Annotated in this window: 17 protein-coding genes, 5 pseudogenes and 1 other annotated feature; of the genes and pseudogenes, 12 read left to right on the plus strand and 10 right to left on the minus strand. The window is 61.8% G+C overall.

The window, feature by feature from the left end; all coding sequences use genetic code 11:
* Positions 1 to 96: 96 nt before the first annotated feature.
* Positions 97 to 861, minus strand: coding sequence for a DeoR/GlpR family DNA-binding transcription regulator (locus ACQB61_RS01475; RefSeq protein WP_430511190.1), 765 nt, complete (start codon positions 859 to 861; stop codon positions 97 to 99).
* Positions 862 to 1,176: 315 nt separating this feature from the next.
* Here ACQB61_RS01475 and glpD point away from each other — a divergent pair, with 315 nt between their 5' ends.
* The 10 genes and pseudogenes from glpD to ACQB61_RS01525 all read left to right on the plus strand — a co-directional run bounded on the left by glpD (position 1,177) and on the right by ACQB61_RS01525 (position 13,034).
* The gene (gene glpD / locus ACQB61_RS01480) at positions 1,177 to 2,778 is read left to right on the plus strand and encodes a glycerol-3-phosphate dehydrogenase (RefSeq protein WP_430511191.1); all 1,602 of its coding nucleotides are present in this window, start codon (positions 1,177 to 1,179) and stop codon (positions 2,776 to 2,778) included.
* Between the two features lie 23 nt (positions 2,779 to 2,801).
* The gene (locus ACQB61_RS01485) at positions 2,802 to 3,890 is read left to right on the plus strand and encodes an ABC transporter ATP-binding protein (protein ID WP_430511192.1); all 1,089 of its coding nucleotides are present in this window, start codon (positions 2,802 to 2,804) and stop codon (positions 3,888 to 3,890) included.
* Positions 3,891 to 3,900: 10 nt separating this feature from the next.
* Positions 3,901 to 4,976, plus strand: a pseudogene (locus ACQB61_RS01490) (ABC transporter ATP-binding protein).
* Positions 4,976 to 5,830: pseudogene (locus tag ACQB61_RS01495) on the plus strand (carbohydrate ABC transporter permease); the annotation flags it as partial. The pseudogenes ACQB61_RS01490 and ACQB61_RS01495, both read left to right, overlap by 1 nt.
* A 100-nt stretch (positions 5,831 to 5,930) precedes the next feature.
* The gene (locus ACQB61_RS01500) at positions 5,931 to 6,707 is read left to right on the plus strand and encodes a carbohydrate ABC transporter permease (protein ID WP_430514256.1); all 777 of its coding nucleotides are present in this window, start codon (positions 5,931 to 5,933) and stop codon (positions 6,705 to 6,707) included.
* A gap of 16 nt (positions 6,708 to 6,723) precedes the next feature.
* A pseudogene (locus tag ACQB61_RS01505) lies at positions 6,724 to 6,994 on the plus strand (DUF2160 domain-containing protein).
* 50 nt (positions 6,995 to 7,044) lie between these two features.
* Positions 7,045 to 8,751, plus strand: a complete 1,707-nt coding sequence (locus ACQB61_RS01510; RefSeq protein WP_430511193.1) for an ABC transporter substrate-binding protein — start codon at positions 7,045 to 7,047, stop codon at positions 8,749 to 8,751.
* Between the two features lie 167 nt (positions 8,752 to 8,918).
* Positions 8,919 to 10,405 (plus strand): annotated as a pseudogene (gene glpK, locus ACQB61_RS01515) (glycerol kinase GlpK).
* 139 nt (positions 10,406 to 10,544) lie between these two features.
* Positions 10,545 to 10,600: a sequence feature (sul1 is cis-regulatory element that is thought to sense ions involved in sulfur or methionine metabolism; They are found in Alphaproteobacteria), on the plus strand.
* An 80-nt stretch (positions 10,601 to 10,680) separates the two neighbouring features.
* Positions 10,681 to 12,165, plus strand: a complete 1,485-nt coding sequence (locus tag ACQB61_RS01520; RefSeq protein ID WP_430511194.1) for a SulP family inorganic anion transporter — start codon at positions 10,681 to 10,683, stop codon at positions 12,163 to 12,165.
* A 14-nt stretch (positions 12,166 to 12,179) separates the two neighbouring features.
* A complete protein-coding gene (locus ACQB61_RS01525; RefSeq protein ID WP_430511195.1) occupies positions 12,180 to 13,034 on the plus strand; it encodes a universal stress protein in 855 nt (284 codons plus the stop codon).
* Between the two features lie 55 nt (positions 13,035 to 13,089).
* Here the strand turns inward: ACQB61_RS01525 and ACQB61_RS01530 are convergent, their stop codons facing one another.
* The 8 genes from ACQB61_RS01530 to ACQB61_RS01565 form a co-directional block, all read right to left on the minus strand.
* Complete coding sequence (locus ACQB61_RS01530; protein WP_430511196.1) at positions 13,090 to 14,223, minus strand: Gfo/Idh/MocA family protein; 1,134 nt, start codon at positions 14,221 to 14,223, stop codon at positions 13,090 to 13,092.
* A 14-nt stretch (positions 14,224 to 14,237) separates the two neighbouring features.
* Positions 14,238 to 14,705, minus strand: coding sequence for a sugar phosphate isomerase/epimerase family protein (locus ACQB61_RS01535; RefSeq protein WP_430514257.1), 468 nt, complete (start codon positions 14,703 to 14,705; stop codon positions 14,238 to 14,240).
* Positions 14,588 to 15,028 carry a sugar phosphate isomerase/epimerase family protein gene (locus tag ACQB61_RS01540; protein WP_430511197.1) on the minus strand — a complete coding sequence of 147 codons (441 nt, stop codon included), beginning with the start codon at positions 15,026 to 15,028 and terminating at the stop codon, positions 14,588 to 14,590. Before ACQB61_RS01540 ends, ACQB61_RS01535 begins: the two co-directional genes overlap by 118 nt.
* Positions 15,029 to 15,067: 39 nt before the next feature.
* A complete protein-coding gene (locus tag ACQB61_RS01545) occupies positions 15,068 to 16,147 on the minus strand; it encodes an ABC transporter ATP-binding protein (protein WP_430511198.1) in 1,080 nt (359 codons plus the stop codon).
* 4 nt (positions 16,148 to 16,151) lie between these two features.
* Complete coding sequence (locus ACQB61_RS01550) at positions 16,152 to 17,039, minus strand: carbohydrate ABC transporter permease (RefSeq protein WP_430511199.1); 888 nt, start codon at positions 17,037 to 17,039, stop codon at positions 16,152 to 16,154.
* Positions 17,036 to 17,959 carry a carbohydrate ABC transporter permease gene (locus tag ACQB61_RS01555; RefSeq protein WP_430511200.1) on the minus strand — a complete coding sequence of 308 codons (924 nt, stop codon included), beginning with the start codon at positions 17,957 to 17,959 and terminating at the stop codon, positions 17,036 to 17,038. The genes ACQB61_RS01550 and ACQB61_RS01555 overlap by 4 nt, the downstream gene beginning before the upstream one ends.
* An 86-nt stretch (positions 17,960 to 18,045) precedes the next feature.
* Positions 18,046 to 19,179 carry an ABC transporter substrate-binding protein gene (locus ACQB61_RS01560; RefSeq protein WP_430514258.1) on the minus strand — a complete coding sequence of 378 codons (1,134 nt, stop codon included), beginning with the start codon at positions 19,177 to 19,179 and terminating at the stop codon, positions 18,046 to 18,048.
* A 502-nt stretch (positions 19,180 to 19,681) separates the two neighbouring features.
* Positions 19,682 to 20,701 carry a LacI family DNA-binding transcriptional regulator gene (locus ACQB61_RS01565; RefSeq protein ID WP_430511201.1) on the minus strand — a complete coding sequence of 340 codons (1,020 nt, stop codon included), beginning with the start codon at positions 20,699 to 20,701 and terminating at the stop codon, positions 19,682 to 19,684.
* 277 nt (positions 20,702 to 20,978) lie between these two features.
* On the opposite strand from ACQB61_RS01565, the gene ACQB61_RS01570 reads away from it, so the two are divergent.
* Both ACQB61_RS01570 and ACQB61_RS01575 read left to right on the plus strand, forming a co-directional pair.
* A complete protein-coding gene (locus tag ACQB61_RS01570) occupies positions 20,979 to 22,049 on the plus strand; it encodes a sugar phosphate isomerase/epimerase family protein (protein WP_430511202.1) in 1,071 nt (356 codons plus the stop codon).
* Between the two features lie 14 nt (positions 22,050 to 22,063).
* Positions 22,064 to 23,235 (plus strand): annotated as a pseudogene (locus tag ACQB61_RS01575) (Gfo/Idh/MocA family protein).
* 53 nt (positions 23,236 to 23,288) lie between these two features.
* Here the strand turns inward: ACQB61_RS01575 and ACQB61_RS01580 are convergent.
* Positions 23,289 to 24,404 (minus strand): Gfo/Idh/MocA family protein, encoded by a 1,116-nt coding sequence (locus tag ACQB61_RS01580; protein ID WP_430511203.1) that lies wholly within the window; start codon positions 24,402 to 24,404, stop codon positions 23,289 to 23,291.
* Positions 24,405 to 24,415 lie beyond the last annotated feature (11 nt).

Raw genomic sequence — 24,415 nt, forward strand, 5'->3', positions numbered from 1 at the left:
CTTTGTCGATAGGATTGCCGCACTGCGGCATAGGCGAGGGTAGCCTCAGCGGCGGCGCCTGTCACCCTCTTTCTTGCGAAAAGCCGCAGCGGCGTCTTATTCGCCGCAGATCACTGTCTTCGTGCCCCATTCCCTGCAGCGGGCGTTGAGGGCAGGAGAGAGTGGCCGGTCGGTGAAAAAGGTGTCGATCTCGCTCAGCGAGGCGATGCGCACAGGGGCGCCGCGCAGGAACTTGGAGTGGTCGCTGACCAGAAATGTCTTGCGCGCCTGCTGGATGATGGTCTGGCTGACGCCGACCTCCTGAATGTCGAAGTCCAGCAGATCGCCATCTTCATCCAGTGCCGAGCAGCCGATCACGGCAAAATCGAAGCGGAACTGTTCAATGGTGCGCATGGTCAGCGTGCCGACCAGACCGCCGTCGGTGCGCCGCAGAGCCCCGCCAGCCACAATGACCTGACAGTCGGGATTGGCGGCGAGAATATTGGCAACATTCATGTTGTTGGTCACCGCCATGAGATTGCGGTGGTGAAGCAGAGCGCGGGCAACCGCTTCCGTGCTGGTGCCGATGTTGAGAAATACGGAAGCGTTTTCCGGAATGGCCTTCGCGCAAGCCTCTGCAATGGCGGCTTTCGCTTCGCGGTTCAGGCTGCGCCGGTCTTCATATCCGATATTGGATACGCCAGATGGCAGGATCGCCCCGCCGTGCACCCTCTCCAGCCGGCCGCTGTCGGCGAGATCGGCAAGATCCCGCCGGATGGTCTGCACAGTCACGCCGAAATGGGCCGCGAGACCTTCGACGGTGACTTTCCCCTGCTGGCGGGCGAGTTCGAGAATCTCGGGCTGGCGGAAGCTCTGGGACACGGCACATTCCTTTTTGGATGCGCAATATGTTCGGTTTGGTTCCTTTTTTCAAGTTTCAGGCGATAGGGCGAATGCTTGCCGGAGATGCGCCGGTTTTTCCGCGGTGCGGGAAGGAGGGTGCGATGCACAAGAAATACATGCTGTTATGCAGCATGGCCTTTTCGCACTGCGTTTCGCTTGGCCGGTACCAGGCAAGTGATTGACCTTACGTGAGAAAACAAAAACGAACAGAAACGAAAATCAACGATTGACGAAAGCCTGCGTCTTGTGGTTCGTTTGTTTTCACAAATGTCCGGTTTCAGGAGGCCTTTGCCCGTGACGTCGCAGCAGGACCAGGTGGTCGATCTCTTTATCATCGGTGGCGGCATCAATGGCTGCGGCATTGCCCGTGATGCAGCGGGGCGCGGCCTGTCCGTGGCGCTGGCCGAGATGAACGACCTGGCATCGGCCACCTCTTCGGCCTCCACCAAGCTGTTCCATGGCGGGTTGCGGTATCTCGAGTATTTCGAGGTCCGGCTGGTGCGCGAGGCGCTGATTGAACGCGAGACGCTGCTGGAAGCCATGCCCCACATCAGCTGGCCCATGCGTTTCGTGCTGCCCTATCACAAGGACATGCGCTTTGAGGGCGAGACGCCTACGTCAAAGCTGTTGAACATGGTGATGCCCTGGATGAAGGGCCGCCGCCCGGCGTGGCTGATCCGCTTTGGCCTGTTCCTCTATGACAATCTGGGCGGCCGCAAGATTCTGCCCGGCACGACGACAGTTGATCTGAAGTCAGGTCCCGAGGGTGAGCCGCTTCAGGACCGCTTTGCCAAGGCCTATGAATATTCCGACTGCTGGATCGAGGACTCGCGCCTTGTGGTGCTGAATGCCCGTGATGCCAAGGCGCGTGGCGCCGAGGTGATGGTGCGCACCCGCGTTATCTCCGCCGAGCGGTTGGATGGCCTCTGGTCGATTGAGCTGGAAGACTGCAACACCGGCGCCCGCACCAGCCGCAAGGCGAAGATGCTGGTCAATGCTGGTGGCCCGTGGGTCGGAGACGTGATCCGTAACACTGTGCGCTCCAATTCGCAGGACAGCGTGCGTCTGGTGCGCGGCAGCCATATCGTTACGAAGAAACTCTTCGATCACGGCAAGTGCTACTTCTTCCAGGGCGAGGATGGCCGGATCATCTTCGCCATTCCTTATGAGACGGACTTCACCCTCATTGGCACCACGGATGCCGACCATCCGGAGCCGGGTGTCAAGCCGGTTTGCACGGACGCGGAACGAGACTATCTGCTGAAATTCGCTTCCGGCTATTTCAAGCGCCCGGTGACGGTTGATGATATCGTCTGGAGCTATTCCGGTGTGCGTCCGCTTTACAACGATGGTGCCAAGTCGGCGACGGCGGCGACCCGCGATTACGTGCTGAAGGTGGAAGAGACTGGCGGTGCGCCGCTTCTCAACGTCTTCGGGGGCAAGATCACCACCTACCGCAAGCTCGCTGAGCATGCGCTGGAAAAGATCGTGCCCTACTTCCCCGGCGCTGCCGGGGCCTGGACAGCCCGTGTGCCGCTTCCGGGCGGCGACTTCCCGGTGCTGGGCGTTCCGAAGCTGATCGGGGATCTGCGCGCCGCGTATCCGTTCCTCGATGAGCGCTGGGCCACGCGCCTGGTGAAGGCCTATGGCACCGAGGCGGCAGGTATTCTGGATGGTGCGGCAAAGGTGGAGGACCTTGGCCGTCACTTCGGATGGAACCTGACCGAGCGGGAAGTCAACTGGCTGATCGATAAGGAATATGCGCGCACCGCAGAGGATGTGGTGTGGCGCAGGTCGAAACTGGGACTTCGTCTGAATGCTGCGGAGGTGGCGGCACTGGACGAGTGGATGAAAAATGCCTGCGCGCTGCGGCTTGGGGAGGTTGCAGCTCAGTAGGAGGAATTGGGAGGAGGGAATACATGACCCTGGTCCTGGAGAATATCTCCAAGGTCGTGGGTGGGCTGACGCACATCCATACAACGAACCTTACCTTACGTGAGGGCAGCATGAACGTCCTGCTTGGACCTACTTTGTCCGGCAAGACGTCACTCATGCGCCTGATGGCCGGCCTTGATCAGCCATCTTCGGGCAAGATCCTCTGGAACGGCACGGATGTGACCGGCGTGCGGGTGCAGGATCGCGCCATCGCCATGGTCTATCAGCAGTTCATCAACTATCCGGCAATGACCGTCTATGACAACATTGCCAGTCCGCTGCGGCTGATGGGCAAGCCTGCTGCGGAAATCGACAGGGCGGTGCGTCAGACCGCCGAGATGATGAAACTCACCCCCATGCTGCAACGCAAGCCCCTCGAACTTTCGGGCGGCCAGCAACAGCGCTGTGCGCTGGCGCGTGCGCTTGTGAAGGATGCAGGTCTGGTGCTGCTTGATGAGCCGCTCGCCAACCTCGACTACAAGCTGCGCGAAGAACTGCGCGTCGAAATCCCGAAGATCTTCGAGGCATCCGGTTCGATCTTCGTCTACGCAACGACGGAACCGGAAGAGGCATTGCTGCTCGGCGGCAACACGGCGACGCTCTGGCAGGGCCGGGTGACGCAGTTTGGCCCGACGCCGGAGGTCTACCGGCGCCCGGTTGATGCCACGACGGCGCGCGTTTTCTCCGATCCTCCAATGAATTTCCTGCAGATCGCCAAAGCCGGTGCCCAGCTTATGTTCGGCGACGGCCAGTCGATTCCGGCCGCCGGAAAACTCTCGGATCTGAGCGACGGACGTTACATCGCAGGCTTCCGCCCCAACCATCTGGAACTGCACCGGCACAGCGCCGATGCCATGGAATTCACCGCGCATCTGATGGTGACGGAGATCACCGGCTCGGAGACTTTCGTGCATCTGGAGCACCATGGCGAGCGCTGGGTCGGACTTGTGCATGGCGTGCATGACCTGACCCTGGGAACGGCGCTCAAGCTCTATCTCGACCCTTCCCATGTCTATGTCTTCGGACAGGACGGTTCGCTGGTGGCGCCGGCCGCCTATGCACTGGCAGCGTGAGGAGGGACCCATGGCCAAGATCACGCTCGACAATCTCGCCCATTCCTACAATCCGCGCCCGAAGAGCGAGGAAGACTTTGCGCTCAAGGAGCTGAACCACGTCTGGAACGATGGTGAAGCCTATGCGCTGCTTGGCTCTTCCGGCTGCGGCAAGTCCACGCTTCTCAACATCATCTCCGGCCTGCTGGTGCCGAGCCAGGGCCGCATCCTCTTCAACGATGCCGACGTCACGGAGAAAGCGACGGCAGAACGCAACATTGCGCAGGTGTTCCAGTTCCCGGTCGTTTACGACACGATGACGGTGCGCGGAAACCTGGCGTTTCCGCTGAAGAACCGGGGGCGAGCGCTGCCTATGTCGCCGAGCGCGTGCAGAAGATTGCCCGCATGATCGGCATGGAAGAGGTGTTGGACCGCAAGGCCCGCGGGTTGACCGCAGATGCCAAGCAGAAGATTTCCCTCGGCCGCGGCATGGTGCGTGAGGACGTCAATGCGCTGCTCTTCGACGAACCGCTGACTGTGATCGACCCGCACATGAAGTGGGAACTCAGAACGCAGCTGAAGTCGCTGCATCACGAGTTCGGCCACACGATGATCTATGTGACGCACGACCAGACCGAGGCGCTGACTTTCGCCGACAAGGTGGTGGTGATGTTTGATGGCCGGGTGGTGCAGATCGGCACGCCGCAGGAACTGTTCGAGCGGCCCGCGCACACCTTCGTCGGCTATTTCATCGGCTCGCCGGGCATGAACCTCATGGATGCCAAGGTCGAGGGCAAGACGGCCTATGTGAACGGGGCAACCATTCCGCTTGGTCACGGCTATTCCGGTCTGAATGGCAAGATACAGATCGGTGTGCGTCCCGAGTTCGTGCGCTTGTCGGAGACTGAAGGCTTGCCGGTGAAGGTGCGCCGCGTCGAGGATGCAGGGCGGCACAAGGTCGTCCGGGCCGAGTTCTTCGGTGCAGACATCAACATCATTGCGGGCGAAAGCGACCCCGTCACATCCGGCATGACCCGCGTGGTGTTCGATCCCGCGCATGTCAATGTCTATGCCGACAGCTGGCGCGTTACGGGGGAGGCCGCCTGATGGAAAAGACAGTCAATCACAAGGCCTGGTTCCTGGTCCTTCCCGTGCTTTTGCTTGTCGCCTTCTCGGCGGTCATCCCGCTGATGACGGTGGTGAACTACTCGGTGCAGGACACGTTCGGCAACAACAAGTTCTTCTGGGCCGGCGTCGAATGGTTCGATGACATGCTGCATTCCCGGCGCCTTTGGGATGCGCTTGGCCGCCAGCTGATCTTCTCGGCCGTGATCCTCGCCATCGAGATCCCGCTCGGCATCTTCATTGCTCTCAACATGCCCAAGCGGGGCTTCTGGGCTTCGTTCTGCCTTGTCCTCATGGCGCTGCCGCTGCTCATTCCGTGGAATGTGGTGGGCACGATCTGGCAGATTTTTGCCCGTGTCGATATCGGCCTCTTGGGCGCAGCCCTTCACAGCCTGGGCATCTCCTACAACTATACGCAGGATGGTGTTGCGGCATGGGCCACAGTCATTGTCATGGACGTCTGGCACTGGACGTCGCTGGTGGCATTGCTGGCCTATGCGGGTCTGCAGTCGATCCCCGACGCCTATTATCAGGCGGCAAAGATCGATCAGGCGAGCCGCTGGAGCGTGTTCCGCTACATCGAGCTGCCCAAGATGCAGGGTGTGTTGATGATCGCCATCCTGCTGCGGTTCATGGACAGCTTCATGATCTACACCGAGCCCTTCGTGGTGACGGGAGGCGGGCCGGGCAACTCGACGACATTCCTGTCCATCGACCTCGTCAAGATGGCTCTCGGCCAGTTTGACTTAGGCCCGGCAGCAGCCTTCTCGATCATGTACTTCCTTGTGATCCTGCTGATTTCCTGGGTGTTCTACACCGTGATGACCAACCTCGACAAAAGGAGGGCTTCTGATGGGTGCCGCAACCATGACCGCTTCCACCCCGGCCCGGCGCCGCAGCTCTGCCCGCATTGGCATCAGCTCCCGCGCTGTGGTGATGGCTGTCTACCTGGTCTTCCTGCTGTTGCCGATCTACTGGCTTCTGAACATGAGCCTGAAGACCAACACGGAGATCCTGTCCACCTTCTCGCTATGGCCGCAGGACCCGACGCTGGCCAATTACATCACGATCCTCACCGATCCGAGCTGGTACATGGGCTATGTCAACTCGCTGATCTATGTGGTGATGAACACGGCGATCTCGATCACGGTGGCGCTGCCGGCAGCCTATGCTTTCTCGCGCTACACGTTTCTCGGCGACAAGCACCTGTTCTTCTGGCTGCTGACCAACCGCATGGCGCCGCCTGCCGTTTTCGCTCTGCCATTCTTCCAGCTCTATTCGTCGGTGGGTCTGTTCGACACGCATATCGCCGTTGCTCTGGCACACTGCCTGTTCAACGTGCCGCTGGCCGTCTGGATCCTGGAGGGCTTCATGCGGGGCGTGCCGAAGGAAATCGACGAAACTGCCTATATTGACGGCTATTCCTTCGGCCGCTTCTTTGTGAAGATCTTCATGCCGCTGATCGCGAGCGGCATCGGGGTGGCAGCCTTCTTCTGCTTCATGTTCTCCTGGGTCGAGCTGCTGCTATCGCGCACGCTCACCTCGGTGAATGCCAAGCCGATTGCCGCCACCATGACCCGCACGGTCTCGGCGTCGGGAATGGACTGGGGCGTACTGGCCGCTGCTGGCGTGCTGACCATCATCCCCGGTGCGCTGGTGATCTACTTCGTTCGCAACTACATCGCCAAGGGCTTTGCCCTGGGCCGCGTCTGATCTGAGGGAGACAGATATGGACTGGATGGCCTGGACTGTTCCGACCGCGATCTTCTTCGCAACGATAGCGTCGCTGCTGGTGGTCTTCACCGTGCTTGCGATCCGCTTTCCGGAGACCCCGCGCACTGGTGTGCTCCGGATCGAGACGACCCGGGGGACCGTCTCTTCATAAGCCTTCTGGGCTCAGCCTTCATCACGCTTGGCTGGCTCGCCGTCTTCGGTGCTCCCTTGTGGGGGCTCTGATCGCCTGTCTGGTCTATGCCCTGGCGGTTTTCCGCTGGGTCTGACGGGGCAGGCAACCTGATCTCACGATCATGAAACTTCGGGAGGAAATGGAATGAGAGTGTTTTACACCTCCACCGCTATGGCGCTCGCCATGCTGGTCGGAAGCGGAAGCGCCTTTGCTGACATGGAGGCGGCAAAGAAGTTCCTCGACGCGGAAATCGGTGACATGTCGGCGCTGTCGCGCGCCGATCAGGAAGCCGAGATGCAGTGGTTCATTGACGCTGCTGCTCCGTTCAAGGGTATGGAGATCAAGGTCGTCTCCGAGACGATTACCACCCATGAATACGAGGCCAAGGTGCTGGCCCCGGCTTTCACTGCGATCACCGGCATCAAGATCACCCATGATCTGATCGGCGAAGGCGACGTGGTGGAGAAACTGCAGACCCAGATGCAGTCGGGAGAAAACATCTACGACGCCTATATCAATGACTCGGATCTGATCGGCACCCACTGGCGCTACCAGCAGGCCCGCAACCTGACCGACTGGATGGCGGATGAAGGCAAGGATGTCACCAATCCGGGCCTCGATCTGAATGATTACATCGGCATCAAGTTCACGACCGGCCCGGATGGAAAGCTCTACCAGCTTCCCGATCAGCAGTTCGCGAACCTTTACTGGTTCCGGTACGACTGGTTCAACGACGAGAAGAACAAGGCAGACTTCAAGGCCAAGTATGGCTATGAGCTCGGCGTCCCGGTGAACTGGTCGGCGTATGAGGATATCGCCGAATTCTTCACCGGCCGGGAAATCGACGGCAAGAAAGTCTATGGCCACATGGACTACGGCAAGAAGGACCCGTCTCTTGGCTGGCGCTTCACCGATGCCTGGCTGTCGATGGCCGGTGCCGGCGACAAGGGCGAGCCGAATGGCCTTCCGGTCGATGAATGGGGCATTCGCGTCAACGAGAGCTTCCAGCCGGTCGGCTCCTGCGTGGCCCGTGGTGGCGACACCAATGGCCCGGCTGCGGTCTACTCGATCACCAAATATATCGAGTGGCTGAACAAGTACGCGCCTCCGGCTGCCGCCGGCATGGTGTTCGGCGAAGCCGGTCCGGTGCCTGCCCAGGGTGAAATCGCCCAGCAGATCTTCTGGTACACCGCCTTCACCGCCGACATGGTCAAGCCTGGCCTGCCGGTCATGAACGAGGACGGCACGCCGAAGTGGCGCATGGCTCCCTCGCCGCATGGCGTGTACTGGGAAGAGGGCATGAAGGTTGGCTATCAGGACGCTGGCTCCTGGACGCTGATGAAGTCCACTCCGGTTGACCGTGCCAAGGCGGCCTGGCTCTATGCCCAGTTCGTCACCTCCAAGACCGTAGACGTGAAGAAGAGCCATGTCGGCCTGACCTTCATCCGCGAGTCCACTCTCGCGCATGACAGCTTCACCGAACGGGCTCCCAAGCTTGGCGGTCTGGTCGAGTTCTACCGCTCGCCCGCCCGTCTGCAGTGGTCGCCGACTGGCACCAACGTTCCGGACTATCCGAAGCTGGCACAGCTGTGGTGGCAGAACATTGGTGATGCTTCCTCCGGTGCAAAGTCCCCGCAGGAAGCCATGGATGCCCTTTGCGCTGAGCAGGAAAAGGTGCTTGAGCGCCTGGAGCGTGCAGGCGTGCAGGGCGATATCGGTCCTAAGCTGAATGAGGAGCAGAGCGCTGAGTTCTGGTTCGACCAGCCGGGTGCGCCCAAGCGCAAGATCCCGGACGAGAAGGAACAGCCGGTTACCGTTTCCTATGATGAGCTGATTGCTTCGTGGAAATAAGTAATTAGCTATCGACAAACAGGGGCGGGGCCGTAAGGTCCCGCCTTTGGGCTGACCGGGTTCCTGCGGAAAAACGCCATGGAGCCGGTCTTATGAAACAACAGGATTCTCCCCTCGTGCGGCATGGCGATGGGGCTTCTGCGGCTGGTGCAATCGAGGAGGCTGACTTGACCTATATTCTTGCCATCGACCAGGGCACGACTTCGAGCCGCGCGATCCTCTTCGACAAGCACATGAAGGTGGTTGCGAGCGCGCAGGAGGAATTTCCGCAGATCTATCCCCAGTCCGGCTGGGTGGAGCATGATCCGGCGGACCTTTGGTCGACGACAGCCGGTTCCTGCCGCGCCGCCATTGAGCGTGCCGGGCGGATGGGCCGTGACATTGCCGCCATCGGCATCACCAACCAGCGCGAAACCACCCTCGTGTGGGACCGGAATACCGGTCAGCCGGTCTACAACGCCATCGTCTGGCAGGACCGCCGCACGGCGGACTTGTGCCGCAAGCTGAAGGACGATGGCCATGAGGCCATGGTCAGCGCCCGCACCGGCCTGCTGTTGGACCCCTATTTCTCCGGCACGAAGCTGAAGTGGATCCTCGACAATGTGGAAGGCGCCCGTGCCCGCGCCGAAAAGGGGAGTTGCTGTTCGGTACGGTTGACAGCTTCCTCATCTGGAAGCTGACGGCTGGTGCCGTCCACGCAACAGATGCCACCAACGCGGCCCGCACGCTGCTGTTCGACATTCACAAGGGCGAGTGGAGCGCAGAAATCTGCAAGCTTCTCGATATTCCCATGGGGATGCTGCCGGAAGTGCGCGATTGTGCCGCCGCCTATGGCCACACCCGCGCTGACCTTTTCGGCCACGAAATCCCGATCATGGGCGTTGCCGGTGACCAGCAGGCTGCCACTGTGGGACAGGCCTGTTTCAAGCCGGGCATGCTGAAGTCCACCTACGGCACCGGCTGCTTTGCTCTGCTCAACACCGGTGACAAGCCGGTCGTATCGAAGAGCCGTCTGCTGACCACCATCGCCTACCAGATTGGCGGAAAGCGCACCTATGCGCTGGAAGGTTCCATCTTCATTGCCGGTGCCGTGGTCCAGTGGCTGCGCGATGGGCTGAAGATCATCCGCGAGGCCAAGGAAACCCAGCCCCTGGCGGAGCAGGCTGATCCCGGCCAGCACGTGATCATGGTACCTGCCTTCACCGGCCTTGGCGCGCCTTACTGGCGCCCGGATTGCCGCGGTGCGATCTATGGCCTTACCCGCAACTCTGGCCCCGCCGAGTTTGCCAAGGCGGCGTTGGAAAGCGTCGGTTACCAGACCCGCGATCTTCTCGAAGCGATGCAGGTGGACTGGACGGATGCTGCCGGAAAGCCCGTGCTGCGCGTCGATGGCGGCATGAGCGCCAGCGACTGGGCCATGCAGTTCCTCTCCGACATCATCGGCGCACCGGTTGACCGGCCGCAGGTGCTGGAGACGACGGCGCTGGGCGCGGCCTGGCTTGCAGGCATGGCGGCGGGTGTCTATCCCGACATGGATGGCTTTGCCGAAAGCTGGGCAATCGAAAAGCGCTTTGAGCCCGCCATCGGCGAAGACGAGCGCCAGCGCAAATACGGCGCATGGAAGTCTGCCGTTGCTGCGACCATGAGCCTTTGAACCATTGACCTCCCGTGATCCGGCATATGCAGCCAGCGTGTGCCGGATCGCACAGACGGACTTATATCGCGCAGCATTTTTGCGCGCCTGTGATGTTGCATCGCAGCGTCAGCCGGGTTAGGTAAAACCCCATAAGTCATCAGGACCCGGTGCAATTCCGGGTGGCTCTTCCGGCCGCCGATCCGCCGGACAATTCACATGATTGCGCATGCAAGGACATTTGGCCGCCTGGCTTTTACTGGCGGGCCTGCGCTGATCATCTGAACGGATATTCCATGATTTCACTCTCCGCTTACCGGAAACAGTGGTTCGGCAACGTTCGTGCCGATCTTCTCTCGGGCCTGCTTGTGGCCCTGGCCCTCATCCCCGAAGCCATTGGCTTTTCGATCATCGCGGAGGTCGACCCCAAGGTCGGCCTTTATGCGTCTTTCTCCATCGCCGTGATCACTGCCTTTGCAGGTGGGCGGCCTGGCATGATTTCTGCGGCAACTGCCGCAACTGCCGTGCTCATGGTTTCTCTGGTCAGGGAGCATGGACTGCAATATTTGCTGGCGGCAACGATCCTCGCCGGCGTTCTGCAAGTGGGCGCAGGGCTGCTGCGGCTGGGCTACGTGATGCGCTTCGTCTCGCGCTCGGTGATGACAGGCTTCGTCAATGCGCTGGCGATCCTCATCTTCATGGCGCAGGTGCCCGAGCTCATCGGTGTAACGCCGCAAACCTATGTGATGACCGCAGCCGGCCTGCTGATCATCTATCTGTTTCCGTATGTGACCAAAGCCGTACCATCGCCGCTCGTTTGCATCTTCGTGCTGACTGGCGTTGCCATATGGTTCGGTCTGGATGTCCGCACCGTCGGAGATACCGGCACGCTGCCATCCACATTGCCTGTCTTCTTGCTGCCCGATGTGCCGCTGACGCTGGAAACCTTCCTGATCGTGCTGCCTTACTCGGCAGCGGTGGCGGTTGTCGGTCTGCTGGAATCTCTCCTCACGCAGCAGCTCGTGGATGAACTGACGGACACACCATCGGACCGCAATCAGGAATGCATCGGTCAGGGGCTTGCCAATTTCGCCACAGGCTTCATCGGCGGCATGGCTGGCTGCGCCATGATCGGGCAGTCGATGATCAACGTGAAGTCCGGCGGGCGCGGGCGTCTGTCCTGCTTTGCAGCCGGTGTCATCCTGCTCTTGCTCATCGTGACGCTGGGGGATTGGGTGAAGCAGATCCCCATGCCGGCGCTGGTTGCGATCATGATCATGGTCTCTGTCGGCACCTTCAGCTGGTCGTCGATCCTCAATCTGCGCAGTCATCCGCGCAGCTCCTCCATTGTCATGCTGGCAACGGTCATCTGTGTTGTGGCAACGCATAACCTTGCCATCGGTGTGCTGGTGGGTGTGTTGCTGTCGGGTATCTTCTTTGCCTGGAAGATCTCCCAGCTGTTCCGCGTCACGTCGGAGCTGTCCGCCGATGGCCGCAGCCGCACCTATGTGGTGGAAGGCCAGCTGTTCTTTGCTTCGGTCGAGGATTTTTCTTCCGCCTTTGACTTCCGCGAGGCGCTGGACCGGGTCACAATTGACGTCAGCCGCGCGCACATCTGGGACATTTCCAGTGTCTCGGCGCTGGACATGGTGGTGATGAAGTTCCGAAGGGAAGGGGCGGACGTCACCATCACGGGCCTTAACGAAGCCAGTGAAACCATCGTCGACAAGCTCGCGCTGCATGATAAGCCGGGCGCGCTCGACAAGCTGACGGCCCACTGATGGAGGACAAAGCCATGACAGCCAGAACCATCACTGCCCTCCTCGATGCTTCAGTCTATGCGCCAAGTGTCTGCGAACATGCGGTCTGGGCAGCCTCCCGCCTTGGCCTGCCCGTGGACCTCGTGCATGTGCTGGTGCGCAAGGCCGTGCACAGTGCGGACTACAGCGGCTCCATTGCGCTGGGCGCGCGTACCGCGCTTTTGAGTGAACTGGCCCGTCTGGACGAGGAACGGGCACGGGTGGCCCATGAACATGGCCGTGCCATTCTGGATGATGCAGAGGCGCTGGTGCGTGAGCGCGGTGTTGCCGCCGTCTCCAGCCGCCTGCGCCATGGTGAAGTTGTGGAAGCCGTAACCGGGGTTGAAGCCGGTGCCGAACTGCTGGTCGTGGGCAAGCGTGGAGAAGCAGCCGATTTCGAGACGCTGCATCTGGGCTCCAATCTGGAGCGTCTGGCCCGCAGCGTGTCCCGCCCGCTGCTGGTCGCCGCCCGCAGTTTCCGTCCTGTGGAGAAGGTGCTCGTCGCGTTCGATGGCGGCCCCAGTGCTGTGAAGGCGGTGGACTACATGGCCCGGAGCCCGCTTTTCTCCGGGCTGCATATCCATCTTCTCATGGCTGGCGATCCCACCACCGCACAGAAAGCCAGCCTGAGTGTTGCCGAAGACAAGCTGAAATCCGCAGGCTTTGAGGTGTTGACCAGCATTGTGCCGGGCGACCCCGAGCTGGTGATTTCCTCGGCTGTCGAGCACAATGGCATCGGTCTTCTCGTGATGGGCGCCTATGGCCACTCGCGTCTGCGCAGCCTCATCATCGGCTCCACAACGACGCAGATGCTGCGTTCCTGCAAGGTGCCGGTACTGCTGTTCCGCTAATGCCGGACGGGGCAGGGGCAGCCGTTCAAGCTGCCCCTGCATCTGCTTTCAAGCCTCAGAGGAATACGGCCTCACCAGCCCCATGCGGCACGGCTTGCGGACGCTCGCAAGTGGTTTCCAGCGTGACGCGGCGGCCTTCGTCCGAGGAGCGCTCAAGGCTCTCCATGATCTCCAGCACATGCAGTGCCAGGGCGCCATTGGCCCGGTGCGGCCGTCCGTTGCGGATGGCGGCCGCCATGTCGAAGACACCCGCCATGCGGTAGTCGGCGACCTCCCGCCCATCGCGCAATGGGCGGTTGGGGGCACCGAAGGGCAGGTGCGAAATGTCCTGCGCTTCCCAGTCGCCGTTGTGGGCCGACAGCAGAACTTCGCCGCCGAAGAAGTTTGGGTCCGGGTTCAGGATGCTGCCTTCCGTGCCGTAGAACTCGATCGGCTTGCGCCCATGCTTCCACACGTCCCATGAGGCGGTGAAGGCGACATTGGCGCCGTTGGCGAAGGCGAGCACGCCATTGACCGTGGTCGGCACCTCCACCGTCAGTTCCTTGCCGTTGTGCGGCTCGCTGGTGATGACGCGCGTCTCCCGCCCGCGCGAGGCATGGGCGACGACGCTTTCCACTGGCCCCAGGCAATTGACCAGCTGGGTGATCGGATAGCAGCCGATATCCAGCACCGGCCCGCCGCCCCTTTGGAAGAAGAAGAACGGGTTGGGATGCCACATTTCCATGCCTGGCGTTGCGAAGGTGACGGCACCGCCCACCACCTTGCCAATCTTGCCTTCATCAATCAGTTCGCGGGCGCGCTGATGGGCGGCACCGAGGAACGTGTCCGGTGCCGAACCAATCCTCAGCCCCTTGGCATCGGCTGAAGCGACCATTTCCTTCGCTTCAGCATAGGTCACAGCAAAGGGCTTTTCGGAATAGACGTGCTTTCCGGCCGCAAGGATTGATCCGCTGACGGCGGCATGGGCCTGCGGCACCGTCAGGTTGATGATCATCTCGATTTCCGGATCGGCCAGCATGGTCTCAACGGTCATGGCTTCAACGCCATAGGCCTCCGCCTTGGCTCGGGCGGCTTCTGCATTGAGATCCGCCACCGCCTTCACCGAGACGATCTGCGATCTGGCACCTCCGGTCAGATAGGCATCGGAGATGTTTCCGCAGCCGATGATGCCGAGTTTCATGGTCTTCATTTGGGGGCGTTCCTTCAGGCGCTGCGGGCAGTCTTGGCGGGCTCGCCGGAAAGTCCGGCGAGATAGGCGTAGCTCTCGCGGGCAAAGGCTGCGGCATCGGCCGGCTTGTCATGTTCCAGCACCATAAGGCGCACGCCATGGCTGCGGGCGGCTTTATGCAGCGCCGGCCAGTCCAGCGTGCCTGCGCCCACATTGGCCCAGCCGTCTTCATCAAGGTTCTCGCCCTGTGGGGCGATGTCCTTAACGTGGATGGCCGACAGCCGGTCTTTGTGCTTGGCCATCCAGGCGAGCGGGTCCGCACCGCCGCGCACCAGCCAGGCAAGATCAGCCTCGATGGTCAGCGGTGATCCGGCGGAAGCCTCGATCAGCAGATCAAAGGGGATTGCGCCATCGGCACAGGGGAACAGTTCCCAATGGTGGTTGTGATAGCCAAGGTCGATGTTGCGGCTCTTGAGGCGCACGGCCATCTCGCCCAGTTCCACGCCAAGCTTGCGCCAGTAGTCAGCGGGCATGCCTTCGCGCTCGCCGGGGGAACGGCGGGCATGTAGAGCTGGGAAATGCCGATGGCGGCTGCCTGATCCGCCACCCAGTCGAATCGTTCGCGCAAGTCCGCCAGCCCGACGTGACCCGACGGGGCGGTCATGCCATGCAGGTCGAGCAGGGCGCGCGTTTCAGCGGCATTGGCCAGATGTGAGCCGATGGTTTCCACATGGCGGAAGCCGATTGAGGCCAGCGTCTCCAATTGGCGGGCAAGGTTTCCATAGTCCCGCAGGGAGTAAAGCTGGATGGAAATGATGTCCTGCATGTCGATTGCTCCAGTGAGATGAGGGAATAAGGGGCAGGGTCAGAGGCGTTCGCCATCCTCGCCGCCAAAGAGGGAAAGCTGGTCCGCGTCAAAGGCGAGACTGACGCCGGTGCCAAGCGGATAGCTGATGGTGCCGGGCAGGCGGATCTGCAGCGAAACGCTGTCATTGGCGCACCACATCAGGTTGTCTGCGCCGTGGGTCTCCAGCAGATCGACCCGGAAGCCCGGCTGGCCATCGGGTGTGTTGACGCGCACATGTTCCGGCCTCACGCCGAGTGTGGCCTTCATGGGAGAGCGCACCGGCTCGCGGAAGCGGTATTGGCTCAGCGGCTGTAGGATGCCCGGCGCGGTGAAAACGGGGGCGCCGTCTCCGGGCTGCACTGTGCCTTCGATGAAATTCATCCGCGGGCTGCCGACAAAACCGGCCACAAAGAGGTTGGCCGGGTGATGATAGATCTCCGCCGGGGTGCCGAGCTGCTGGATCTTCTGGTCCTTCATCACGGCAATACGGTCGGCCAGCGTCAGGGCCTCGATCTGGTCATGGGTGACATAGATCATGGTCGTGTTGTGCATCTGCTGGTGCAGGCGCTTGATCTCGACGCGCAGTTCATTGCGTAGCTGCGCATCAAGATTGGACAGGGGCTCATCGAACAGGAAAACATCCGCATCCCGGACCAATGCACGGCCGATGGCGACGCGCTGACGCTGGCCGCCGGAAAGCTGGTCAGGCCGCCGGTCGAGCAGGTGACCGATCTGCAGCATCTCCGCTGCCTGGCTGACCTTGGTCTCGATCTTGGGCTTTGGCGTCTTGGCCATGCGCAGGCCGAAGGACATGTTTTCCCGCACGCTCATGCGCGGGTAGAGCGCATAGGACTGAAACACCATGGCGATGCCCCGGTCCTTTGGCTCTTCCCAGGTAACATTGCGCCCGCCGATGTGGATCTGGCCTTCATTGATATCGAGAAGACCGGCGATGGCGTTGAGCAGGGTCGACTTGCCGCAGCCGGATGGGCCGAGGAGAACGATGAATTCCCCGGCTTCGATATCGAGCGACATGCCGTTGAACACGCGGTGCTGGCCGAATGCAACACTGACGTCACGGACTGAAACAGCAGACATGGCGTTATCCCTTGACCGCGCCGGCGGCGATGCCCCGCACGAACCAGCGTCCCGAGAGGAAATAGACGGCGAGCGGAACCAGTGCGGTGAGCATGGTTGCGGCCATGTCCACGTTGTAGGCGCGCTCGCCCTGGGTCGAATTGACGATGTTGTTGAGCTGCACCGTCATCGGCAGGTTCTCCCGTCCGGCGAAGGTGAGGCCGAAGAGGAAGTCGTTCCAGATGCCGGTGACCTGCAGGATGGTGGCGACGATGATGATGGGCGTCGACATGGGCAGGATCACCCGCAGGAAGATCGTCCAGAAGCCGCCGCCATCCACACGCGCCGCCTTGAACAGCTCGATGGGCAGGCCCGCATAATAGTTGCGGAACAGGAGGGTCATCAGCGGCAGGCCGAAGATGACGTGAACCAGCACGATGCACAGGAGCGAGTTGTAGATGCCGGTGGTGGCGAAGATCCGGACCAGCGGATAGAGGAACACCTGATAGGGCACGAAAGCGCCGATCAACAGGATGCCGAACATCAGGTTTGCGCCGCGGACCCGCCAAAAGGACAGCGCGTAGCCCGTGACGGCGCCCAGGGCGACCGAGAAGAACACCGACGGCACGAGAATTTTCAGCGAGTTCCAGAAGCCGGTGCTGATGCCGGAGCAATCGAGGCCAGTACAGGCCGAGGACCAGGCGTGGAGCCACGGCTCGAAGGTGAGCTCATTCGGCCAGGATAGGATGCTGCCGAGCCGGATCTCCTCCATGTCCTTCAGCGAGGTCATGAGCATGATCCACAGCGGCAGCAGGAAGTAGAGCGCGCTGATGACAAGGAAAGCATAGACGCCGGCGCGGGCGAGTGTGAGACGCTGGGGCTTGCAGCCCGAGGGGACAACGGTCTGGCTCATGCGTGCCTCCCCTGTTGCGGACGGATGTAGCGGGCATAGACCCAGGGGGCGAGAACGCTGGCGACCGCGACGAGCATTGCCGTTGCGGCGGCTGTGGCGAGGCCGATGTTGTTGCGCTCGAAGAAGTGGTCCATGACGAACTTGGCCGGCACTTCGGAGGCAATGCCTGGGCCGCCGAGCGTCATGGCGACAACGAGGTCGTAGAGTTTGACCACGCCCGTTGCGAGCAGAACGACAGCTGTGACGATCATAGGCCCGAGCAGCGGCAGCACCACCGAAAGATAGGTGCGCCAGACGGGAATGCCGTCGATGCGGGCGGCCTTCCACAGGTCGGCATCAATGCCGCGCAGGCCCGCCAGCATGATGCACATGACAAGGCCTGCACCATGCCAAAGGCCCGCAATCACCAGCGTGTAGATGACCATGTCCGGATTGACGAGCCAGTCGAACTGGAAGCTGGTGAACCCGAAATCGCGGACGATCTGCTGCAGGCCGAGCGTGGGGTTGAGGAACCACTGCCAGGCAAGGCCGGTGACCACGAAGGACATGGCGTAGGGATAGAGGAAGATGGTGCGGAACACGGATTCACCGCGCACATTCTGATCAATGAAGACGGCCAGTAAAAAGCCGAGGATCAGGCATCCGGAGATGAAGAGCACACCGAAGACGGCGATATTCTCGACCGAGAGCAGAAAGCGCTCATTGGCAAACAGGCGAGAATACTGCTGCAGGCCCACCCAGTCCAGAACGGGCAGAAGCTTGGAACTGGTGAAGGACAGGCGGATGGTCCAGAGCAGGCAGCCTACAAAGACCACCAGAACGATGAGTGCCGTGGGAACGAGGGCAAGCGTGGCTGCCAGATTCCGCCGCCTGCGCGTGCGCACCCGTTCCGGCCGGACGGCCGGTAGAGCTATGGTCATGGTTACATACCCCTTGATGAGTTCCGGTCTGCAGGCTCCGGCAATGATGCCTGGGCACGCCGGAGCCCGCCGGAATCTTGTCCGGTTCAGCCGGCCGATTGCATCGCAGAGATGAACCGGTCGATGAAGTCATCCGGGGTCATGGACGGGGTGCTCCAGAACTGGGTCACCACATCGCGGGTCGCACCGACAAGGTCAGGCGATGCGATGAAGTTGATGCTGGGCACCTGCTGTTGCGGGTCTTTCAGGGCGGCCATGCCAGTCTGTGCGCAGCTGTCCATGCCGCTCACATCCACATCCAGTCTGACCGGAACCGAGCCCTTCTTCGTGTTGAAGGTGACCTGGGTTTCGGGTGCGAGCATCAGCGTGGCCATGGTGGCCTGTGCTTCCTGGGCGCCCTTGTCGCTGATTTTTGGGAAGACGAAGACGTCACCGCCCATCACATAGCCGCCGGGCATGACGGTACAGCCGAAGTCCTTGCCGGCCGTCAGGCCGGCCGCCGTGAATTCGCCCTTGGCCCAGTCGCCCATGACCTGCATGGCCGCCTTGCCAGTAATCACCATGCTGGTGGTGTCGTTCCAGTTGCGGCCGGGGCTGCCTTCGTCGGTCAATGCGCGCAGGGCGGCAAAAGTTTCGGCAGCCTTGCGGAAGCCTTCGCTTTTTGCAGCATCCGTATCGCGGTCAGCATAGACCTTGTGGAACACGTCCTTGCCCGCTTCCGCCAGCAGGACGGCATCAAAGAGCAGATGGTCCTGCCAGTTCTGGCCGCCGTGGCCGAAGGGCACAATACCTGCCTCACGCAGCTTTGTTCCTGCGGCGATCACTTCGGCAAAGGTCTTGGGCGGCTCGACACCGGCCTTGGCGAGTGCTTCGGGATTGTACCAGAGCCAGTTCTGGCCATGGATATTGACCGGAACCGCATAAAAGCTGCCATCACGGGTTGTTGCGGTCACGATGTCCGGCGGCAGAACGTCACGCCACTTGTTGGCTTCCGCGATCTCGTCCAGCGGGCTCAGCATGCCGGTTGCGACCAGTTCGTCGAACTGAAGGCCGGTGTTGAACTGCATCACAGTCGGGGGATTGCCACCGACGATGCGATTAATGCCTGCGGTACGTGCGTTGGGGCCACCGGCAATGGCGGAGTCCACCCACTCGCCACCCTTTGCTTTGAAGGCGTCCGCGAATACCTTGATGGCTTCGGACTCTCCCCCGACGTCCACCAATGCAGCACTTCCGCCTTCATCTCTGCGGCCTGTCCTGCCATGGGCATGGCAACGCAGACCGCTGTCGCCATTAGGGTGCGATGAAACTTTTTCATATGATCTCCTCCCATTGAAACGATTTCATTGTCTCTTTGGATCTTCTGTAATCGTTTACATTAAAATTCATAGCACAGGCTTGCGCCGCTTGAAAGGGTAAATTTGGGGAGGGACAACCGGGAGGGTTGATGTAGCGGCAAGGGGCAGGCCGCAGCAACGCGGCGGACAGCTGAGGTGCTCCCGATGTAGAAGCGCAGCCCCCAGGGTCCACTCACTCCACGAGCGGTAAAGATTGCCTCCGGTGAAGCCTCTGGTTTCGGGCGGGAGCTTGCCGAAATGCCTGTGGCAACGCGCCTCTCTGCAAGCAAACAGGCCCGGCTCGCGCTGCGCTTGGCCAGGGCGGCTTAGTGCCTGCTGGCGAATAGGTGTGGGGCGGCTTAGTGCCTGCTGTCTGCTTGCGCGGTCACCTTGCGCTGTCAGGTGTTCCCGTGCTGCCGCGCACGATGAGTTCCACCGGCAGAACCCGGTGCAGGGCCGGAGCGGTGCCGGTTTCGATCAGGTCCAGCAGCACGCCCATGGCTTCCTCGCCGATCTCGCGGCGGGGCTGGCGTACGGTGGTCAGCGGTGGATTGGTGCAACTGGAGAACTGGATGTCATCGAAGCCCATCACCGCCACATCTTCCGGCACCTTCAGGCCGCGCCGGGTCAGTTCCATGATCACGCCGATGGCCATCTCGTCATTGGCGCAGAAGAAAGCCGTCGGGGCCTCCTTCATGCTGTCCATGCCGGCGGCGGCGCTGACGCCACTTTCGATGGAAAAATCGCCTGGCAGCAGCAGGGCGGGGTCGAGCGGAATACCGGCTGCTGCAAGTGCTGCGGCATAACCTTCCTGCCGCTGGCGCGTGAGGATGTTGCGGGCCGGGCCTGCCACATAGGCAATGCGGCGGTGACCCGCAGCAATCAGATGCTCCGTGGCGAGCCGTGCTGCGGCCATGTTGTCGATGCCGATGAAGGGCAGGCCAGGCATTTCGATTTCCTCGCAGACCGAAATCATCGGCGGCGGATTGGCCGGAATGCTGCCCGCAGGCCAGGGAAGGCGGCCGGAGAGAAGGACCAGCCCGTCCACCTTGCCGGAACGCAGATAGGAGACGTAGGTTTCCTCGATGGCAGGATCGTTTTCGCTGTTGCCGATGAGCAGGCCATAGCCGCGCTGCTGCGCCACCGCTTCCAGCCCGCGCAGGATGCTGGCGAAGAACGTGTTGCCGATGTCGGGCACGATGACGAGGATCATGCGCGTGCTTTTCAGCCGCAGGCTTTGCGCCATGGCATTGGCGGTAAAGCCGGTGCTGTCGATGGCGGCCAGCACCTTCTTGCGTGTGGCTTCCGCCACCTTTGCCGGATGGTGCAGTGCACGGCTTACGGTGGCAATGGAAACACCGGCGAGGCGCGCAACGTCCTCGATCGTGGCGGTCTTGCTCTGCATGCTGGCTCCCGGTCTTTCGCATCCGCAGTCTTCTACGGCGCGCCTGCAACCCCAGACCTATGCCTTGCAATATTGCGTCTGTAAATGTTTACAGCGCCAATAAAAAGGTTTACATAAGCCCGGTAGGCCGTCTGGAGCATGATAATCCACGGCTTGCATCCGCGTTACCCCTGCCGGATGAAATGCAGAAACATGTTCCAGCACGCCAACCCCGGCTCTTCCTGCAAGCAGGTGAAGTGCCGGACCAGGGGATTTTGTCATCGCTCGGGAGGTGCGCATGAAAACGATGAAGGGTCCGGGTCTGTTTCTGGCCCAGTTCGCCGGGGATACGGCGCCGTTCAACTCGCTCAAGTCCATTGTGAACTGGGCGGCGGACCTCGGCTATCGCGGGGTTCAGATTCCAACCTGGGACAGCCGCCTGTTCGATCTGGACAAGGCCGCAGCCTCTCCTGGTTATTGCGATGACATAGCGGGCATATGCCGGGAAGCCGGCGTTGAGATCACCGAGCTTTCAACGCATCTTCAGGGGCAGCTGGTCGCCGTTCATCCTGCCTACGATGTGCCATTCGATGGTTTTGCCCCGTCAGCGGTGCATGGCAATCCGGCCGCGCGGCAGGCGTGGGCGGTGGATCAGATGCTGAAGGCGGCCAAGGCCTCGCGCCATCTCGGCCTCAATGCCAGTGTCAGTTTCTCCGGCGCACTGGCCTGGCCGTATGTCTATCCCTGGCCGCAGCGGCCTGCGGGCTTGATCGAGACGGCCTTTGACGAACTCGCCCGGCGCTGGCGGCCCATTCTGGATGCCTATGATGAGGCGGGCGTTGACCTGTGCTACGAAATCCACCCGGGTGAAGACATCTTCGATGGTGCCAGCTTCGAGATGTTCCTTGAGCGTGTCGGCGGGCATCCGCGCTGCTGCATCAACTATGACCCTTCGCATTTCGTGCTGATGCAGCTCGATTATCTGGCGTTCATCGACATTTACCACGAGCGTATCCGCGCCTTCCACGTGAAGGACGCCGAGTTCAATCCGGACGGGCGGCAGGGCGTCTATTCCGGCTATCAGCCGTGGATCAACCGTGCCGGGCGTTTCCGCTCGCTGGGTGACGGACAGGTGGATTTCTCCGGCGTCTTCTCGCGCCTGACGGCGCATGGCTATGACAGCTGGGCCGTGCTGGAATGGGAATGCTGCCTCAAGCACCCGGAAGATGGTGCTGCCGAAGGTGCGCCTTTCATCGCAGACCACATCATCCGGGTAACGGAAAAGGCCTTCGATGACTTTGCTGCCAGCGGTGCGGATGACGCCGCGAACCGGCGCATGCTGGGCCTTGCCCCGGCAACGGCTGGCTGAGGGAGGATGGGAACATGGCAATTGAAGCAAGGGGCGATACGGGACATGGCGCCCGTGTGCGCCTCGGCATGGTTGGCGGCGGGCAGGGCGGCTTCATCGGTGCCGTCCACCGCATGGCCGCAAGGCTGGATGGTGACTTTGATCTCGTGGCTGGGGCTCTCTCTTCGGACCCGGAGCGGGCGCGCCAGTCCGGCAGCGAGCTGGGGCTTGATCCGGAGCGCTGCTATGCCAGCTTTGAGGCGATGGCCATAGCGGAAGCGGCAAGGCCGGATGGTATCGAGGCGGTGTCTATTGTCACGCCCAACCACCTGCATTTTCCGGTGGCCCGAGCCTTTATCAATGCAGGCATCCACGTCATCTGCGACAAGCCGCTGACCTCCACGCTGGAGGATGCGGAAGAGCTGGTGAAGCTGGGGCAGGCAAGCGGGCGATTGTTCGTGCTCACGCACAATTATTCCGCCTATCCCATGGTGCGGCAGGCGCGGGAAATGATCGCCAATGGCGAGCTTGGCACCTTGCGCGTGGTGCAGGTGGAATATCCGCAGGACTGGCTGACCGAAGCGGTGGAGGAAAGCGGCCAGAAGCAGGCCTCCTGGCGCACCGATCCGGCCCGCTCAGGCGCGGGCGGCTGCATCGGCGACATCGGCACTCATGCATTCCAGCTGGCCACTTTCGTGACGCAGCTTGCCCCTTCGCAAGTTCTGGCCGATCTCAGCACCTTCGTTCCGGGGCGCCGGGTGGATGACAATGTCAACGTGCTGCTGCGGTTTGCCGGCGGCGCACGCGGCATGCTCTGGGCCAGTCAGGTTGCGCCGGGCAACGAGAACGGCCTGCGTCTGCGCGTCTATGGCGACAAGGGCGGGCTGGAATGGGAGCAGGAGAACCCCAACCATCTGTGGTTCACCCCTTCGGCGAGCCGCGCCGGCGGCTGACACGCGGCGGGGCGGGCGCGGGACCGGCAGCGGCTGCCGTAACGCGTGTGCCCTCGGGCCATCCGGAGGGCTATCTCGAAGCTTTCGCGACAATCTATCGTGAGGCGGCGGTTGCTATCCGTGCCGCCCGCAATGGCCGGCCAGTGGCCCTGCCGGATCATCTGCCGGGCCTCAGTGACGGGCTTGCCGGCCTGCGCTTCATCGGCGCCTGCATCCGCTCGTCATCTGCGGGCGGAGTGTGGACGGGGCTGTAAGCCACTGAAAGATATGGGCCGGAGCATACTCTGCTCCGGCCTTTTTGTTGATCTTACACGCTCACCCGCGTGCCGCTGCGGGCGGCTTCCGCAATAGCGTGGATGACCTTTTCGAATTCCAGTGCGGCTGCGAAATCCGGCCAGGGGCGGGTGCCGGTTTCGATGGCGCGCAAGAAATCGGCAGCCTCGATGATTTTCAGGTCGTTGAAGCCGATCTGGTGGCCGGGGGCAGGGCAGAAGGCGCCGTAGACATCGTGGTCCGGCCCGGTGAGGATGGTGCGGAAGCCCTGCTCGGCTTTCGGACCCTCGTTGACGAAGAGCTGCAACTCGTTCATCCGCTCCTGATCATAGATGATCATGCCCTCGGTGCCGTGGATCTCGAAGCCAAGCCGGTTCTTGCGCCCCCAGGCAGAGCGGGAGGCGGCGAAGGAGCCCTGCGCGCCATTGGCAAAGCGCAGGATGGCCGTGGCCGTATCCTCGTTTTCCACCTTGCCCCGGCCGGTGCCATCGGGCAGGGGGCGGGTTTCGTGCACGGTCTGCATGTCGGCGATGAGGCTTTCGATGGGGCCGCAGATGCCGCAGAGCAGGCTGATCAGGTGACAGCCGATATCCCCCAACGCGCCAAGGCCCGCCTCGCCGAGCTTCGCCCGCCAGGTCCAGGGCAGGTCCGGGTCGGCCTGATAGTCCTCGTCCACCGCGCCGCGTACATGCACGATGCGGCCAATGCGGCCTTCCTGCACTAGCTTTTGCGCATGGCGATAGGCGGGATTGCGGGTGTAGTTGTAGCCCGTCATGGTAAGCTTGCCGGAGCGGGCGGCTGCGGCGGCCATCTCTTCAGCTTCCGCAAGCGTCAGGCCCATCGGCTTCTCGCACCACACATGCTTGCCCGCCTCCAGAGCGGCAATCGCCATCTCCTTGTGGAAACGGTTTGGCGTGGTGATCGACACCACATCCACCTTCGGGTCATTGACCAGCGCCTGCCAGTCTCCGGTGGAGCGGGCAAAGCCGAACTGGCTGGCAAAGGCGGCGGCCTTGTCCTCCGGCGTGTCGCACAGCACCTCCAGCCGCACATCCTGCACATCGCCCATGACGGCGCGGGCATTGCGCCAGGCAAGCGCATGCGCCTTGCCCATGAAGCCTGTACCGATCAGGCCAATCCCCAATGTCATCGAATTCCTCC

It is taken from the genome of Pannonibacter phragmitetus, assembly GCF_050510895.1.
Taxonomy (GTDB): domain Bacteria; phylum Pseudomonadota; class Alphaproteobacteria; order Rhizobiales; family Stappiaceae; genus Pannonibacter; species Pannonibacter phragmitetus_B.